The organism is Sulfurospirillum sp. (genome assembly GCF_036802865.1).
Taxonomy (GTDB): domain Bacteria; phylum Campylobacterota; class Campylobacteria; order Campylobacterales; family Sulfurospirillaceae; genus Sulfurospirillum.
This window is the reverse complement of record NZ_DAIRVK010000001.1, coordinates 294782-311225: the sequence shown is the minus strand read 5'-3', so window position 1 is coordinate 311225 and position 16444 is coordinate 294782. Positions and strand designations below refer to the sequence as shown.

16 protein-coding genes and 1 riboswitch are annotated in these 16444 nt (G+C 38.3%); of the genes, 7 read left to right on the top strand and 9 right to left on the bottom strand.

Annotated features, from left to right (window positions below; all coding sequences use genetic code 11):
- Positions 1-16: 16 nt before the first annotated feature.
- Genes V7Q04_RS01590 through aroQ form a run of 5 tightly spaced genes read right to left on the bottom strand, consistent with a single transcriptional unit; the run spans position 17 to position 4138 of the window.
- Positions 17-889: a MinD/ParA family protein gene (locus V7Q04_RS01590; RefSeq protein ID WP_333803170.1), complete on the bottom strand. Its 873-nt coding sequence runs from the start codon at positions 887-889 to the stop codon at positions 17-19.
- Positions 870-2162 carry a flagellar biosynthesis protein FlhF gene (gene flhF / locus V7Q04_RS01585; protein ID WP_333803686.1) on the bottom strand — a complete coding sequence of 431 codons (1293 nt, stop codon included), beginning with the start codon at positions 2160-2162 and terminating at the stop codon, positions 870-872. Before flhF ends, V7Q04_RS01590 begins: the two co-directional genes overlap by 20 nt.
- Entirely contained in the window at positions 2159-2626 is a 468-nt protein-coding gene (gene folK / locus V7Q04_RS01580; protein ID WP_333803169.1) for a 2-amino-4-hydroxy-6-hydroxymethyldihydropteridine diphosphokinase, read from the bottom strand. Before folK ends, flhF begins: the two co-directional genes overlap by 4 nt.
- Positions 2623-3651: a M24 family metallopeptidase gene (locus V7Q04_RS01575; RefSeq protein ID WP_333803168.1), complete on the bottom strand. Its 1029-nt coding sequence runs from the start codon at positions 3649-3651 to the stop codon at positions 2623-2625. Before V7Q04_RS01575 ends, folK begins: the two co-directional genes overlap by 4 nt.
- A gap of 1 nt (position 3652) precedes the next feature.
- Positions 3653-4138: a type II 3-dehydroquinate dehydratase gene (gene aroQ, locus V7Q04_RS01570; protein ID WP_333803167.1), complete on the bottom strand. Its 486-nt coding sequence runs from the start codon at positions 4136-4138 to the stop codon at positions 3653-3655.
- A gap of 79 nt (positions 4139-4217) precedes the next feature.
- Here aroQ and mqnF point away from each other — a divergent pair, with 79 nt between their 5' ends.
- The 5 genes from mqnF to V7Q04_RS01545 are packed head-to-tail and all read left to right on the top strand — an operon-like array spanning position 4218 to position 8820.
- The gene (mqnF, locus tag V7Q04_RS01565; RefSeq protein WP_333803166.1) at positions 4218-5444 is read left to right on the top strand and encodes an aminofutalosine deaminase family hydrolase; all 1227 of its coding nucleotides are present in this window, start codon (positions 4218-4220) and stop codon (positions 5442-5444) included.
- A complete protein-coding gene (gene sppA, locus V7Q04_RS01560; RefSeq protein ID WP_333803165.1) occupies positions 5438-6298 on the top strand; it encodes a signal peptide peptidase SppA in 861 nt (286 codons plus the stop codon). The genes mqnF and sppA overlap by 7 nt, the downstream gene beginning before the upstream one ends.
- The gene (locus V7Q04_RS01555; RefSeq protein WP_333803164.1) at positions 6298-7149 is read left to right on the top strand and encodes a YitT family protein; all 852 of its coding nucleotides are present in this window, start codon (positions 6298-6300) and stop codon (positions 7147-7149) included. Before sppA ends, V7Q04_RS01555 begins: the two co-directional genes overlap by 1 nt.
- A gap of 46 nt (positions 7150-7195) precedes the next feature.
- The gene (locus tag V7Q04_RS01550) at positions 7196-8314 is read left to right on the top strand and encodes an SEC-C domain-containing protein (RefSeq protein ID WP_333803163.1); all 1119 of its coding nucleotides are present in this window, start codon (positions 7196-7198) and stop codon (positions 8312-8314) included.
- Positions 8315-8343: 29 nt separating this feature from the next.
- Entirely contained in the window at positions 8344-8820 is a 477-nt protein-coding gene (locus V7Q04_RS01545) for a glutathione peroxidase (RefSeq protein ID WP_333803162.1), read from the top strand.
- On the opposite strand, the gene V7Q04_RS01540 is transcribed toward V7Q04_RS01545, so the two are convergent.
- Positions 8815-9843: a YeiH family protein gene (locus V7Q04_RS01540; RefSeq protein ID WP_333803161.1), complete on the bottom strand. Its 1029-nt coding sequence runs from the start codon at positions 9841-9843 to the stop codon at positions 8815-8817. The genes V7Q04_RS01545 and V7Q04_RS01540 overlap by 6 nt on opposite strands.
- 102 nt (positions 9844-9945) lie before the next feature.
- On the opposite strand from V7Q04_RS01540, the gene V7Q04_RS01535 reads away from it, so the two are divergent.
- Entirely contained in the window at positions 9946-10827 is an 882-nt protein-coding gene (locus V7Q04_RS01535; protein WP_333803160.1) for a LysR family transcriptional regulator, read from the top strand.
- A 16-nt stretch (positions 10828-10843) separates the two neighbouring features.
- Here the strand turns inward: V7Q04_RS01535 and ribB are convergent, their stop codons facing one another.
- Entirely contained in the window at positions 10844-11479 is a 636-nt protein-coding gene (gene ribB, locus V7Q04_RS01530) for a 3,4-dihydroxy-2-butanone-4-phosphate synthase (protein WP_333803159.1), read from the bottom strand.
- 94 nt (positions 11480-11573) lie between these two features.
- Positions 11574-11725: riboswitch (FMN riboswitch) on the bottom strand.
- 96 nt (positions 11726-11821) lie between these two features.
- On the opposite strand from ribB, the gene V7Q04_RS01525 reads away from it, so the two are divergent.
- Complete coding sequence (locus V7Q04_RS01525) at positions 11822-12814, top strand: adenosine deaminase (RefSeq protein WP_333803158.1); 993 nt, start codon at positions 11822-11824, stop codon at positions 12812-12814.
- On the opposite strand, the gene V7Q04_RS01520 is transcribed toward V7Q04_RS01525, so the two are convergent.
- Together V7Q04_RS01520 and V7Q04_RS01515 are read right to left on the bottom strand one after the other, a co-directional pair.
- A complete protein-coding gene (locus V7Q04_RS01520) occupies positions 12811-15210 on the bottom strand; it encodes a diguanylate cyclase domain-containing protein (RefSeq protein ID WP_333803157.1) in 2400 nt (799 codons plus the stop codon). The two genes, V7Q04_RS01525 and V7Q04_RS01520, sit on opposite strands and share 4 nt — an antisense overlap.
- 131 nt (positions 15211-15341) lie before the next feature.
- Positions 15342-16394: a GGDEF domain-containing protein gene (locus tag V7Q04_RS01515; RefSeq protein WP_333803156.1), complete on the bottom strand. Its 1053-nt coding sequence runs from the start codon at positions 16392-16394 to the stop codon at positions 15342-15344.
- Positions 16395-16444 lie beyond the last annotated feature (50 nt).

Genomic DNA, 16444 nt, shown 5'->3' with positions numbered 1-16444 from the left:
CCTTTACAAAATGTATCTAAAATTGCTCAATAATACGCTTAAAGAAGCTTCCAAAACTCTTATTCGTATCCGTTTTAAGCACTTTTCGTTCCAATTTATAAACTAAATTGTTGACGATACGTTTCATATCCAGTGATGCAAGTGAATTGGGAGCATCATTTGTAAAAAGTGTGCGTTGTTTAATACTCTTAGAAATGAGTTTATCCTCAGGCAATTTACCAATTAAGTTCAGTTTTAAACCATTGCCGATATTTGCCATAGCTACTTTATTGATCTTATCAAAAATAAGTTGCGCCTCTTTTTCGCTTTTGGTCATATTTAAAATCACATGAATATTGGACTGTGTCTTACTGGTAATTTTAATCGTTGCATACGCATCCGTAATTGCTGCAGGATCAGGTACCGTGACAACAATGACCTCATCGGCAGCTTCTAAAAAAAGCTGTATATGCTCGCCAATACCTGCACCCGTATCAATAATCATAAAATCAAGATCATTGAGCACTTTTGTCTCTTCCAAAAAGCGTTCAAACAAAAATTGCTCAGAGTATTTTAAAATCTCATCACCACTTTCTCCAGGAATAAGCAGTAAATTTTTCTTAATTGGTACAATGACATCTTGTAAAGAGCACTCACCTTTGAGCACATGTAAAATATTTTTATCAATGCGAACATTGAGAATGACATCAAGATTCGCCAGACCAATGTCCGCATCAAAAAGACCTACTTTATAACCATTGTTGGAGAGTACATTTGCCATATTAGCACTCACGGTACTTTTACCTACACCGCCTTTACCACTGGTAATGGCAATAAATTTGGTATTGCTATGCTCTTTTGCTGAGGCCGCACCGACTAATTCTTGTAGTTTATTCGCCTGCGTTTCCATGTTCACCTCTTTTTTTCTCAAAACCATCTAAAATACATTCAACCAAAAAGTCGCTGGATGCTGGGATAATGTCATCAGGAACCTCTTGACCAATTGAAAAGTAACTCACAGGTTTATCCGTATCGTAAATCAAAGAAAATATCGTTCCAAAAACTTTGGTTTCATCAAATTTTGTAAAAATGAGCGTGTCAATATCAAGAAAGGAGAAGTTTTTATAGATCTCTTTAAGATCTTCTAGTTTACTGCCCGCTGAAAGAACCAAATTGACATCAATTTGCAGTTGAGAACTTTGAATAAATTTATTGAGTTTAATCAGTTTATCTTTATCGTACTGTGAACTTCCTACGGTATCGATGAGAATAACATCGCAATGGCTAAGAGAGGAGAGTGCGCTGTTAAAATCATTAGGATCGACCACATCTTCTATCGGTAACCGCATCATTTTGGCATACTGAAAGAGTTGCTCTACTGCTCCAATTCTATACGTGTCAAGCGTAATAATACCTACTTTGGCACGCTTTTCTTGAATGTACGAGTAACGTGCAGCAAGCTTAGCAATCGTTGTTGTTTTACCCACACCCGTAGGGCCTACAAACATCATGATACGTTTATTACTTTTGGGCAATTCCGTTTCCATACGCACAGGGATGAGTTTGCGAAGTAAGACTTGAAAATAGCGCTTAATCGTCTCACTGCTGTTTTTCATGCGTACGGGCATATGTTCTAAGGTTAAGTTCATGATATTTTCTAAATGATCTTCACCCATTCCACTCGTTTTAGCGAGTTTGTAAATTTCTGAAAATTCTGAAGGAATCGCTAAATTATTGCGGTGCGGGGCTCGCTCTTCCCAGAACATCTCTTGGATGAGTTTAATTTTATCCGCAAGTTTTGTTATCTCACATTTAATCTCGCCAATGCCTTCATTGTTTTGTGCCCTCTCCGCTTGTCTAGAAGCGTTTGAGCTTCCAATATCGCCTGTTGCTTGTGCAATCTGAGAGATCTGCTTTGCCGCTTCAGAGAGGCTAAAGAGAACATCTTCGCCACTTTTGTATTTGTGCTCAGGCCTTGGTTCTGGTTGTTTTTGAGGAGTTGGGGGCATAGGCTGATCTTCTTCGACTGCCACCACAACTTCATAAAGTGCTGAAGTGCTGATGGTTTTTTTGCGAATCTGCTTGGTGCTTATGACTAAAGCATTTTCGCCACACTCGTGTTGAGCCTGCTTGAGTGCTTCTGCTGGTGTTTCACCACTAAACGTATGAAATTTCACCTCTATCCTTTAAAACTTTTTAGCGTAAAGAGTGGAACGATAACCGATGCTCGCTCCTGCCATCTAGGATGTGGAACGATTAAGTTAGGTTGTTGAATCTTTTGATTATCGAAAAATATTATATCTAAATCCAGCGTTCTTGGTCCATTTTTAAAAAGCCTTACACGCCCAAAAAAATGCTCTACCTGTAAAAGTACTTTTAGCAAAGCTTTTGCACTTAAGGATGTTTGTAACACCATGACAGCATTGTAAAAATCAGGCTGATCAAGGTAGCCAAAGGGTGGGTTTTTAAGGACGGCTGAACTCTCTTGAATAAAAAACCGTGGATCGTTTAAAAATGTACGGTAAAGCTTGACAAAGCGTTTCTTAACATCACCTTCATTGCCACCCAATCCTATAACAACACGGTGTGCAAAATGCTTTTTAGCCTTTTTACAGGTAGGGAAAAAACGAATACGTTCTAACTTCACCCCAGAACCTCAGCGCCGTCTTTGCGAGCAATGATAGTATCTTCAATCCTCACGCCAAACTGCTCTGGTAGGTAAATCCCTGGCTCTATGGTAAAAACCATATTTTCTTCAATGATCGTCTCAGAACGTGAACCAATGACTGGTAATTCATGAATGTCGAGTCCCACGCCATGACCTGTTGAATGAATAAAGAACTGACCAAAACCCGCTTTGTCAATCACATCGCGTGCAGCTTTATCGATTTCTTTCGCTTTTACTCCCACTTTGACTGCTTTCAAAGCAGCCTCTTGAGCAAACAACACTGTATCATAAACTTTCTGTTTAAGGGTCTCTTTGAAATGCTGTTCTTTTTCAAAATTAAAATGCTCGTCAAAAAAGCTTGTTCGTGTTCTATCAGAGCAGTAACGCTGGTATTTCACACCTGCATCCAAAAGCACAAGTTCACCTTTTTGAAGTGTTTTATGCGTAGGAAGAGCATGTGGTTTTGCCGCATTTTCACCCAATGCTACAATAGGAGCAAAACTGAGTTCCAACGCACCGCGATGTTTAAAAATAGACTCGGCTTCAAAATGTGCTATCATCTCATCTATGCCCAAACCATCGCGTTTTAAAAATTCTCCAAAACGATGAAATGCATCTTTACCAAAAAGTGCAGCTTTCTTGAGAAGATCAAGTTCAGCTTCTGTTTTGATAATGCGTTTTCGTTGCGAAAAATTAGGTTTTTTCTGAAAATTAAGGCTCAGTTTATCACTCAATGTTGCGTACGCATCGACATTCCACTCAGAAGGATTGTACATCAAGGATTTAATGCCACTTTTTCGGATTAATAGGCGCGCTGTTTTAAGCAAATCGCGCCTATCTCCCTCTAAAACAGTCGCATTTTTGATAATCCCTGATGCTTCTGTTGTATAACGTGCATCGGTAATAAAAAATGCCTCACTTCCAAGTCTCAGAAAAACCGCATGGTCGCATGAAAAGCCGCACTCAAAGTACTGTGCATTTTCATCTTGGAGTATATAATTCACGTTACGCTTGTGCTACTTGTTGTTGTGCAGCTTGTGCTTTACGAAGGGCATCAAGCTCACCTAACATTTGCATCATTGAGATCATCGCAAGGTGGTAACCAAACGGTCCAAAACCACTGATTTGACCTGTACAAACCGCAGCTGTCATACTTTTTTGACGGAACTCTTCACGTCTGTAGATATTGCTGATATGCACTTCAATCGCTGGCAAAGAAACGGCACTAATCGCATCACGAATCGCGATAGACGTATGTGTATAAGCTGCTGGATTGATGATGATACCATCAGCATCACCCAAACACTCTTGAATACGATCAACGATCTCACCCTCTAAATTGGATTGAAAAAACTCAATTTCAAAACCATTTTGTTTTGCAACTGCTTCCATTTGAGAGTGAATCTCTTCCAGTTTCATACCGCCATAAATGCTTTGCTCTCTGTGACCGAGCATATTAAGATTTGGACCTTGAATCACGACAACTTTCATTGGTTACCTTTTGTTTAAAATTTAGTCTTATTATATCAAGGCTTAGTTTAGGATACAATTACGCCAAAAAAGGATCGATGTGAAACTGTTAGTTGCAGACTTTGTACTACCCTGTAACGCTTCTTTTGAAATTATAGAAAAAGGAGCTGTTGCTTTTGATGAAAAGATCATTGAAGTAGGACTGCGTGAAGATTTAAAAAACAAATACCCTCATGCTGAGTTGATTGAAACCCCTCAAAACAGTGTCATTTTACCAGGGTTGATTAACAGTCATGTGCATTTAGAATTTAGTGCAAACCAAAGTATGCTCCGTTATGGCGATTTTATCCCATGGCTTCAGTCTGTTATTAAACACCGAGAAGAACTCAGTGCTCTTGCCACAACAGAGCTTATCAGCGCAAAGCTTCAAGAAATGCTCAAAAGTGGGACAACCTCGCTAGGGGCTATCAGCAGTTTTGGAGCCGACTTGGAAGCGTGCGCTAAGACACCTCAACGTGTGGTATACTTTAATGAAGTCTTAGGCTCAGTTCCCAGTGCAGTGGATGCGATGTATGGGGATTTCAGGGGAAGATTAGAGAGTAGCAAAGAGTTTAAAAGCGAGCGTTTTATCCCTGCGGTATCAGTGCATTCACCCTACTCAACGCACCCTATTTTAGCCAAAAAAGCGCTTGGAATTGCACAAGAAGAAGGCTGTGTGGTTTCCACACATTTTATGGAAAGCCCTGCAGAACGCGCTTGGGTCGATGAAGGGAATGGTGATTTCCAAACCTTCTTCAGTGCGTTTAATCCTCATGCTAAACCGATGTGTAGCGCAGAAGAATTTCTTGAGCTTTTTTCGCACAATCCTACGTTGTTTACCCATGCCGTACAGGCAACTCAAAAAGAGTTACATCTCCTGTCTAAGCAAAAAGCAACTGTGACACATTGTCCCGTTTCCAACCGACTTTTGGGCGTTGGAAAGCTCGATCTTACAGCAATAAGTAAAGAGAACATCAACCTTACCTTGGGAACCGATGGACTAAGTTCCAACATTTCCCTGAGCCTTTGGGATGAGATGCGCTCAGCACTGATGCTTCATCCTGAATGTGAACTTTTACATCTTGCTAAAACACTTTTGCAAAGCGTTACATGCAATGCTTCCAAAGCGTTACGACTTCCGTGCGGTGTCCTTGAAAAAGAGCATTACGCTGATATTATTGTGGTAACTTTACCTCAAATGTGTGAGATTCAAGATGTTGTTTTACAACTGATCTTACACACCCAACAAACCCATTTAACCTTTATTGACGGAGAAAAACAATGTTAGACCTTATTAAAAAACCTTTTATTTGGGTAGGAGCTGTTCTTAGCTACATCCAAAATCACTTTAAAGCAATGCTTTTTGTACTGCTTGTTGTCCTTATTTTTGGCTCACAAGAAGAGCTTAAAAACCCCAATCTTGCGATTGTTAAAATAGAAGGTGAAATCCTTAATGTTCAAGAAGTTCTTGAAAGCATTGATAAAGCAGACAAAGATGACAAAATCAAAGGGGTGCTTTTACATGTAGATTCTCCTGGTGGCGCACTTGCTCCTTCCATTGAGCTTTCTATGGCAGTCAAACGTTTGGCTGAGCACAAACCTGTCGTTGCGTATGCAGCAGGAAGTATGACCAGTGGAAGTTACTATGCCTCTATTTGGTCTAATTATATCATCGCTAATCCAGGTGCATTTATAGGCTCTATCGGAGTGCTTTTTCAAGCACCTAATGTGGCGGAATTGGCTAAAAAACTAGGCATCTCTGAGCAAATTATTACAGCAGGTGACTACAAACAAATGGGGACATTTACTCGTGAATGGACACCGAAAGAAAAAGGGGCTCTCAAAGAGTTGATTGATGATGCATACACACTTTTTATCACCGATGTAGCAACAGCTCGAGGTCTTAATCTTGCAAAACCCAATGAATTTGCAAACGCACAAGTTTTTATAGCGCGTAAAGCACTGGGACTTCACCTTATTGATGAAGTTGGATCCATTCAAGAAGCTAAGACAAAAGTTGAAGAACTCGCCCAAGTTAAAACAGCTGTTTGGGAGAAACCTGACAAAATGGACAAATGGTTGAAAAAATTTGAAAGTAGTTCAAAATTGCCTATTTTTAACTTGATGGGGTATCTTAAATAATGAAACAGCCTTCAAAATCACTGCAAGTCTTGCACTATGTTTACGTACTCCTTGGAACCATGTCGATGGCATTTGCCGTTGTTTGCTTTTTGTCGCCTAACAATATGGTCACAGGTGGAGGCATCGGTATTGCGCTGATTTTACACTATATTTTTACGTCATTAACACTCGGAACACTCATCATTATGGTGAGTGTTCCTTTTATTGTCTTAGGCTTTGTCTATTTTGGGAAACAATATACTTTTAAAACATTGCTTGCCATGCTTGCAACCTCTTTTTTTACCGATCTTTTTAGAGAATTTTTGCACCTCAAACCTCTGACAGATGACATTCTTTTAGCCGCTATCTTTGGTGGTATTTTTATTGGTCTTGGTGTTGGATTGGTCATCAAAGGACGTTCTTCCACAGGAAGCACATCGGTTGTGGGTGAAATTGTGGCAATGAAAAGTAAATTCAAAGCCTCTGAAGTTCTTTTAACCATCGATGTAACCATTATGCTTGCGTTTATCATTGCACACGGTGACATCAAAAAAGCGCTTTACAGCATGATAGGCGTCTATGTAACGGCAAAAGTTCTCGATGTTATCCTTACCGGTCGCCCTTCTAAAAAAGTGGTTAAAATTGTCTCAAACAATGTAGAAAGTTTAACCGAACAGATTAGAGAACGCATCGAAGAACATGGTACTATCTTCACAGGAGTTGGATTGCACCACCAAAAACAGATCAAAACAGTCATCTTACTCTCCGTAGAAACTTCTAAAATTCAGCTTCTCAAAGACATTATCCGAGAATACGATCCTGAAGCATTTTTGATCATTTCCGAAGCTTCTGAGTTTTTAGGAAGAGACTAATACTCGCATACTTTTATTATTATTATTTTGAAGGTAAATAAAAGAAATGAAACAACAACGAAATGCTCTGTGCTGGTGTAGTAGTGGGAAAAAATATAAAAAATGTCATGGACACCCATCATATTTAATTCCAACTCCTACTTCACAAATCATTCAAGATCAAAAAGATCAATATCCACAGGACAGATGCTATGTGCCAGATGAGTATCGTAATGAGTGTAGTAACAAAATTATACGTGCACATACAATATCCAAAAGTATAAATTTGAATCCAATTGCGCAAAATGAGCATGTATATAGCTTTATAGGATCAAGTTTTGGTCAATTAATAAAAAACAATGGAAGATTCATTGCCGAAAAAATCAGCATTAAAAAAGCTTCAACATTTGGTGGTTTTTGCGATAAGCATGATAGTGAAATATTTAAATCACTCGATTCTGGATTTGATTTTACTTCCGAACAAATTTTCTTAAACTATTATAGAACCTTAGTACGAGAATTCTATATAAAAGAAAAAAACGTACATTATCAAACAACTATAATGAAAAGCTATGACAAAGGATTTTCTCCAAGACAACAAAAAAAATATCAAGCCTTTCTATCTGATGCGACAACGGGAACAGACATTGGACATCGCGATCTACAAAGAATTAAATTACAAATGGACAAAAAACTAGTATCAAAAAAATTTACTTCTATGAAATATTATGGCATTCTTATTGATACAATACCTGATATTATAAGTACCTGTGTATGGGTAGTATCATGCGATTTTGAAAATAATCAACTTGCTGATTTATCAGATTTTTCTAAATTTTATAATTCAATATCCGTTTCAACACTGATATTTTCAGACAAACAAGGAGTCGTATTATTTAGTTGGGATGATGAAATTAGTAGTCCAGAATGTCACAGTTTCATTCAAAGTTTACATAAATTATCAGATAGTGAAAAAATTAAGGCATGCATATATTGGCTTTTTGCTGTTAATGAAAATATATATTTTGCACCTGCATGGTGGGATGCATTAGAAAAAACAAAACAACAACAAATAACAGATATCTTTAATAATACTCTATTAGATAAAAAAGACTTATCTCAATATAGTTCACTAGATGTTGTAAATTGGAATATCCAAGAAATTAAAACAAATATTGCCTTATAATAATAAAATGATTTATTTGAGGAGTACTTATGAGCATATACGATTTTGAAGTCACAACGATCAGTGGTGAAATCATCACTATGGATGCTTTTAAAAATAAGCTTCTACTCATCGTCAATGTAGCAAGTAAATGTGGTTTTACCGAACAATATGCAGGGCTAGAAACTTTATACCAAAAATATAAAGACAAAGGGCTTGTCATCTTGGGTTTTCCATGCAACCAATTTATGAACCAAGAACCTTTAAATGAAGCGGAAATCAAAAGTTTTTGCTCACTCACGTATGGCGTTACGTTTCCCATGTTTTCCAAAATCGATGTCAATGGTGAAAATACGCACCCCCTCTATAAATACCTCAAAGAAACCAAAAAAGGGCTCTTAGGCAGTGAAGCAATTAAGTGGAATTTCACTAAATTTTTAGTCGATAAAAATGGCACTGTGATCAACCGTTACGCACCAGCAACAAAGCCCGAATCTTTGGAAGTGGATATTTTGCTCTACTTATAAACTCAAAGAAACTTTGACGATATAAAACCCACCAAAGATCAACCATAAAAATAAAATACTTGCCAAATAGATGGGTTTCATTCCCACATTTTTGAACTTTTCTATGCTCGTTTCCATCCCCAAAGCACTCATCGCCATCGTCAACAAAAAAGTGTCGATGGCATTGATGTTTGCTATCAGTGTTTGAGGTAAAAGATCAAGTGAATTAAATCCCGCTACGACAATAAACCATACGGCGAACCAAGGAATCATGATCTTATTTTTCTGTTTTTTTACAATACTTTGTGAACTTTGGAGTAACCAAAGACCCAAAAATACAAGAAAAGGGGCAAGCATCATCACGCGGATCATTTTAACGATCACCGCTGTTTGAGAAGCTTCTGTGCCTAGGGCATTACCAGCCGCTACGACGTGCGCCACTTCATGCAGCGTTCCGCCAATGTAAATGCCCATCTGTTCAGGTGTTAAAGGTATCAGTCCCATTTTGTAAAGAAATGGATACAAAAACATAGCAATCGTTCCAAAGACTACAACGGTAGAGACAGCGATGGCACTTTTATGAGGTTCTGAATTCAGAACAGGCTCTGTCGCCAAAACTGCAGCAGCCCCACAAATAGAGCTTCCCGCACTGGTAAGTATGGTTGTCTCTTTGTCAAGTTTCAACCATTGTGTCCCTACAAAATAGCCGATAACAAACGTAGAAATGACCACCATCGCACTGGTCGCAATACCCGCAAGCCCTACAGCTTCTATGTTATAAAACGTAATGCGAAAACCGTATAAAATAATGCCTAGCCTTAAAAGCGTTTTCGTTGAAAATAAAATACCACTGCACCACTCTTTAGGAAGTTTCGAACGCAACGTATTGGCATAAATCATGCCTAGTACAATGCCAATAATCAAAGGGCTGATTCCTAAATGCTGAAAAAACGAAAACTCTCCAAGATAGGTTGCGGACATCGCAAAAAGAGCAACAAATAAAATGCCACTGAGGGTGTTATTGCGATTTTCTTTTTGAAACATGTGTGTCCTTAAAATGTTTCAAGGATTATAAAATGTTTTTTTTCACAAGTAAAATAAATTATATTCGTTATAATCATAAATATTTTTAATAATGGAGCTCGTATGACCTTTCAAGAGCTACGATTTTTTTATTATCTCTGTGAAGATTCACACATCTCAAACTTAGCGCAAAAGCTTGAAATCACACAATCTGCCATCTCGTTAGCTATAAAATCCCTTGAGTCACATATTGGAGAGCCTCTGTTTGATCGTATTGGCAAAAAGTTGGTACTCAATGAAACAGGAAGACTTTTTAAAGAAAAAACCCATCACCATTTTTTAGCCCTCAATGATGCTGAAAACTTTTTCAAAAAAGAGAAGATATCGGGTATTTTAAATGTAGCTTCTAGCAAAACCATTGGCGATTTCATCACGCCACATATTGTTTTCGATTTTCTAACACAACACGAACATGTCAGTATTCACAAAGACATTCAAAACTCTGCGCAGATTATTTATATGCTTAAAAATGGGCTTATTGACATCGGATTTATCGAATCTTCGTGTGATGAGCTAGACCTCATTAAAGAACCTATAGGTAATGATGAGCTCATTGTTGTCAGCAGTGATCCCTGTCTTGGAGAAGGAGATTTTTTCATTGATGAACTGTTTCATAAAAAATGGATTTTAAGGGAAAAAGGCTCAGGAACGAGAGAGATCTTTTTAGAAGCACTGGGCGACATCGCAAAAGAACTCAACATTTTCATGGAGTTTTCAGAATTTGAAGAGGCAAAAACCATTTTATTGAGCAATCCTCAGACCATCACCTGTCTCTCAAGGGTTGCTGTTGCAAATGAACTCAAACGTGGCGAGCTCTTTGAAGTTAACTTGGTCAATTTAAAAATTGACCGTACTTTTTACCTCATTTATCACAAGAGTAAATACCATACGAAACTTTTTAGCGTCTTTAAGGCATTTGTCCATACAAAAACAAAGCCCACATAAATTGTGGGCTTACGCTTTAGAGTTTATGCTCTTTACGATATGCAATAATCTCATCAATGCTCACAATAGGAAAACCATATTTGGAAGCTATATCAAAAATGGCATCGCCCACTGCCATCGTTCCATCTGGGTTGGTTAGTTCACATAACACAGCATAAGGAGAAAGGTTGGAAATTCGCATCAAATCAACGGATGCTTCCGTATGCCCCTCTCGCTCTAGCACACCATTGGTTTTGGCACGTAAAGGAAATACATGTCCAGGAGAGACGATTTTTTCTTTACCATCAGGATGAATCGCCGCTTGAATGGTTGTAAGCCTGTCTTTTGCGCTCACGCCTGTTGTGACACCCTCTTTAGCTTCGATAGAAACAGTAAAACCTGTTTGGAATTTGGATTCGTTATGCGTCACCATCATAGGAAGGGAAAGCTCATTGACTTTTTCCTGTGGTAAACAAAGGCAAACAATGCCACTGCATTCACGAATAAGAAGAGCGGTTTGCTCTGTAGTAAGAGACTCAGCATGGAAGATAATATCGGCCTCATTCTCACGATCATGACGATCCATGACAATAACGCCATTTTGGTTTTGAAGCGAAGCAATAGCTTGCTTAACATTGTGGTGAAGGGAGAACTCCCTACAGACTTGATTCATGGTATACTCCTAAAAGGTGAGTAAACTTACCAGAATCAGGGCATGTTTAAATATAGGCACACGACCTTGTTAATGTAACAATGGCAATAATGGACTACATTCTCTCTCATCCGGACTTTAACCGTTGGTTTTGGAATCACACCAAATCTGCTTGACCTTTTAATGCTACCACTAAAAGCGCTCGCGGACTCTCTTTGTTATAAGATTACCGCCAGTAGGGAGTTGCACCCTGCCCTGAGAAATAAGTTTCGTTAGCAGTATACTCCACTATTCTTTAAAAATGTCACACACCTTTTTTGAATGTCGTTTGGAAGTTTGCTATAATTGGCAAAAAGAGACGCTATGAAAGAACTTATTGCAAAACTTCCCAAAACAGAACTTCATCTGCACATTGAGGGCACATTAGAGCCTGAACTTATGTTTCAACTGGCTCAGAAAAACACCATCACTATTCCTTACAAAAGCATTGAAGAAGTCAAAAACGCTTATAACTTTACCTCATTACAATCATTCTTAGACATCTATTATGCAGGGGCAAATGTCCTCATCACGGAGTCTGATTTTTTTGATTTGACATGGGCGTATCTTTGTAAATGTAAAGCTCAAAATGTCGTTCACGTAGAGATTTTCTTCGATCCACAAACGCATACCAAACGAGGTATCGCTTTTAAAACTGTCATAGATGGCATTACCAAAGCACTTGATAAAGGCGAAAAAGAACTGGGCATTAGCTCTTTTCTCATTATGTGTTTTCTACGCCATCTGAGTGAATCAGAGGCTTTTGAAACGCTTCATGAATCCTTATCATTTAAAGAGAAAATATTAGGTGTTGGGTTAGATTCAAGTGAAGTAGGACATCCACCGTCCAAATTTGAGCGTGTCTTTACTGAAGCAAAAAATGTAGGCTACAAGATCGTCGCACATGCCGGCGAAGAGGGCGATAGCTCGTACATTTGGGAAGCCATTAACCTTTTACATGTCAACCGTATCGACCATGGTATTCGCTGTGATGAAGATGAAAAATTGGTTGAACTACTGATACAAAAGCAGATACCTCTCACCGTTTGCCCACTTTCCAATGTTAAGTTAAGAGCCGTTCAAAAAATGCAAGAACACAATATTTTAAAACTCTTACGCAGAGGTGTTATAGTCACGGTCAATTCGGACGATCCAGCTTATTTTGGTGGGTATATGAATGAAAATTATGAAGCGATTGCTGAAAATTTAGCAATGAGTAAAGAAGAGCTCAAAAGTTTAGCCCAAAACGGTTTCAAAGCTTCCTTTTTAAGTGACACCAAAAAACAGCATTTTATAGACAGCATCTCAGTCTATTAGAAGGGCGGATTGCCCTTTTTTAGGCTTTTTTCATAAAAAGAGATTGAATTTCTTCCTGATTCTTTAGCTCTGTACATCGCAGCATCTGCCCGTTTTAAGAGGTCATCTTGACTCCCCTCTGCGCTATCAAACACCAAAACACCAATGCTCGCTGTGCAACTATGTTCCACCAATTGCTCTTCGTTCGTGTTATGTGAGATATTTAAAACATATAAAGCTGACAAACTCAGACGAATTTTTTCGGCTATGGTATGCGCTTCTGTGAGAGCTTTACTTTTATCTTCATGGAGTGCATTGAGAATGACAACAAACTCGTCTCCCCCAAAACGTGCAACGGTATCTATTTCACGGATACACTGTTTGATCCTATCTGCCACTTGGCATAGCAACACATCACCAATGCTATGCCCATGAAAGTCATTGAGTGACTTAAAATTATCCAAATCAAGAAAGAGCAATGCAGCATGCTTTTTACTACGCTTCATTTCAGCTATAACATAATTCAAACGCTCACTCAGTAAAAGACGATTGGGTAGCTTCGTTAATGCGTCATAATATGCTAACTCTTGCACTTTGTCTTGCATTATTTTTCGCTCCGTTATCTCTCGTGTAATGCCATGATAGCCAATGATCTCTCCGTTATCATCGCGTTCAGGTTTTGAGACAATTTCACCCCAAAGCGTTCTGCCATCTTTACAGATATGTTCGATTTCATATGTGACAAAATCTGTACAAATTCCTTTCTTTTCTGCTTCTTTCCTCTGCATTATTTTTTCCATCATCGTGTCGATGCCTTCAGGTGTAAACATCTCAAACACATGTCGTCCCAAAATTTCCTCAGCTTTATAGCCTCTAAGCCGCTCATCTGCTGGACTAATGTACGTAATAATAAAATCTCGATCTGTTTTCCAAATAACATCGCTCACCTCTTCTGTAAGACGCCTGTAAAGCTCTTCACTCTCCTTGAGCTTCATCGCTACCATACTCTTTTCTATCGCAATACACGCGAGATTTGCAGACTGTTCAATCAATAATATATCTGATTTTCGTGGAGCTTGAGGTTTCTTGTGGTAGATGGCAAATGTCCCTAAAACAATCCCTTGCGAAGAAAAAATCGGCTCAGACCAACAGGAGCGAAGGTCTGCTCGAAGTGCCACTTCTTTATAATCTTTCCAATAAGAATGTGTTGCAATGTCTTCAACAATAACACACTCTTTGAGGTAAGCAGCCGTTCCACAGGAACCAACATTACAACCAATATGAACCCCACGAATAGCTTCATTGTAAAAATCAGGCAAACTTGGTGCAATCACGTTTGAAAAAAATTTACCCTCTTTATCGAGCAATAAAATACTGCAAAGCATGCTTGGGTTTTCTTCTTCAACACCTTTGACAGTAGATTCAAGAACGTTATGTAATGGCACCATTTTGGCGATCATTTCAAGAATATTGTTACGATAATGTTCACGCATTTCTGCTGCTTTGCGAAATTTGATTTCACGATGCAGTCTATAATACCAATAACAAAAAAGTAAAAATAAAAGAAGTACTCCTGCGCTGTATTTGAGAATTGTCTCTACGTGCATGCCATGTTCTATACGCATACCAAGCCAACGACTCAGTATGACATTGGATTCATCCGCAGAAATAGAAGCCATCGCTTTTGTCATAATAGCTGCTAACTCGGTTTTCTCCTTTGGAAATGCCAGACGATGCTGACTTGAAAACTCTGTTTGCCCCGAAAAACGAAGACTCATAAAACCATTGTTATTCATAGCATAATTAATCGCGCTCATATCGCCTACATAAGCATCGGCTTTTCCATTCTGCACAAATGTCAATGCCTCTACGATATTCTTAGCCAATACCAGTTTAATCGCAGGATACTTTTTTGAAAGCATTTCTTGAATAAAATACCCTTCTTCAACAGCAACACGTTTTCCCGCTAAATGCTCTAGGCTACCTATAAATTCACCTTTACCATTATCTGCAATCATTGTTTGCGTATCGCGATAAGGTTCAGAAAAGATGAAATATTTTAAACGTTCAGGGGTTTGCACTATACTGGTTAAAATGTCCAATTCGCTTTTTTTCCCCATATCTAAAAGTTCATTCCAAGATTTTCCCTTGATTATCTCAAAATGAATACCGAGCTTTTTTTCGATCAAACGTAGATAATCCACAGCCATACCAATATAAATTCCATTTTTATCCATCCATTCATAAGGCGCATATTCAGAATCCATCCCTACATAAATCGTTGAATGTTTTACAAGCCATGCTTTTTCACTCTCTGAAAGATCGAGAAGGATTGTAGGGGGTACTTGTGAGGTTTGGGCACAAATAGAGATAGTGTTTAAGAAAAAAGTGAGAAATACAAAAAGAAACAATTTCATTATTTTACTATCTCCTTATATAAGGCTCTTTGATTAGAATAAATCGTCTTACTTGAAAGTATGCTTAACGAAGTCTTCCACAACCGTAGAAGTCTGAATAATTACCATAATAATACGCACGCTACTTCGCTTTAGTGCGATGCAAAAACACTGACACAATTTTTGCCTTGATTTTTTGCTTGGTACATCGCTTTATCGCAACGATTAATCAGCATATCAAAACTCATATCAGGGGTATAGGCACACAAACCAAAACTGCATGTCACGGTCTGGACATGTTCAAATGCACTTTGAGAAATAAGTAACCGTATTTTTTCACATACAACACGCGCCTCTTCTTGCGTAGCATGTGGTAAAATCACTAAAAACTCCTCACCACCCCAACGTCCAAAAGTATCATTGACGCGAATAGAGCTTTTTACCACTTTGGCAAGATGCTTTAGTACTTCATCGCCCACATTATGTCCGTAGGTATCATTGATATGCTTAAAATTATCTATATCAAAAAGCCCTACACATAACGACGTTTTATGGCGATGTGTGCGCTCTATCTCTGTTTGCAACACTTCACGTAACTTGTGGCGGTTGTACGTTTGCGTCAACTCATCTTCATCGGCCAATTTTTGAAGTTTACTATACGATTGATAAAGTGCCAATTCCATAATATAGACAACGAAGGTAAGGAGAAGTAATGAAAAAGCATAACGAAAAAAAGCGACTTTATCCCAAAGCCCCTGTTGCCATACACCAATACCTTGATGCGCCATCAAAAAAATAGCCCCATAAAGGACAAGTGTGTACATAAGCCCTTTCTTATGACCATTGAGGTTGATTGCGACAATACAAAAGAATATATTCCAAATCAGTCCAAAACTCTCATTTTTATTCAAATAGGTAAAAACGATAAAAAAAATAAAAAAATAACCTGTTACGATAAATGTGCTAAGTTCAATGCGATACGTTCGGTTTAAAAAAAGCATAGATGCGATTGAGACACTAACACCTATTGCATCAATAAAAGCAATACTATAATACTGAAGTACAAAAGCATTATAAAAAAAGAAAAAGCCAAATGTCGCCGCGCCTAAAGCCGCAAAAGCCATGACAAGTGTATACTGCCTACTTGCATACGAGTTGGCAGATATCCGATTGGAAACAAAAATACGATAAAAAAAATTTGACATTAAGACTACTCCAAATAATCCTCATAATAAAGGCACAAGCACTATATCGG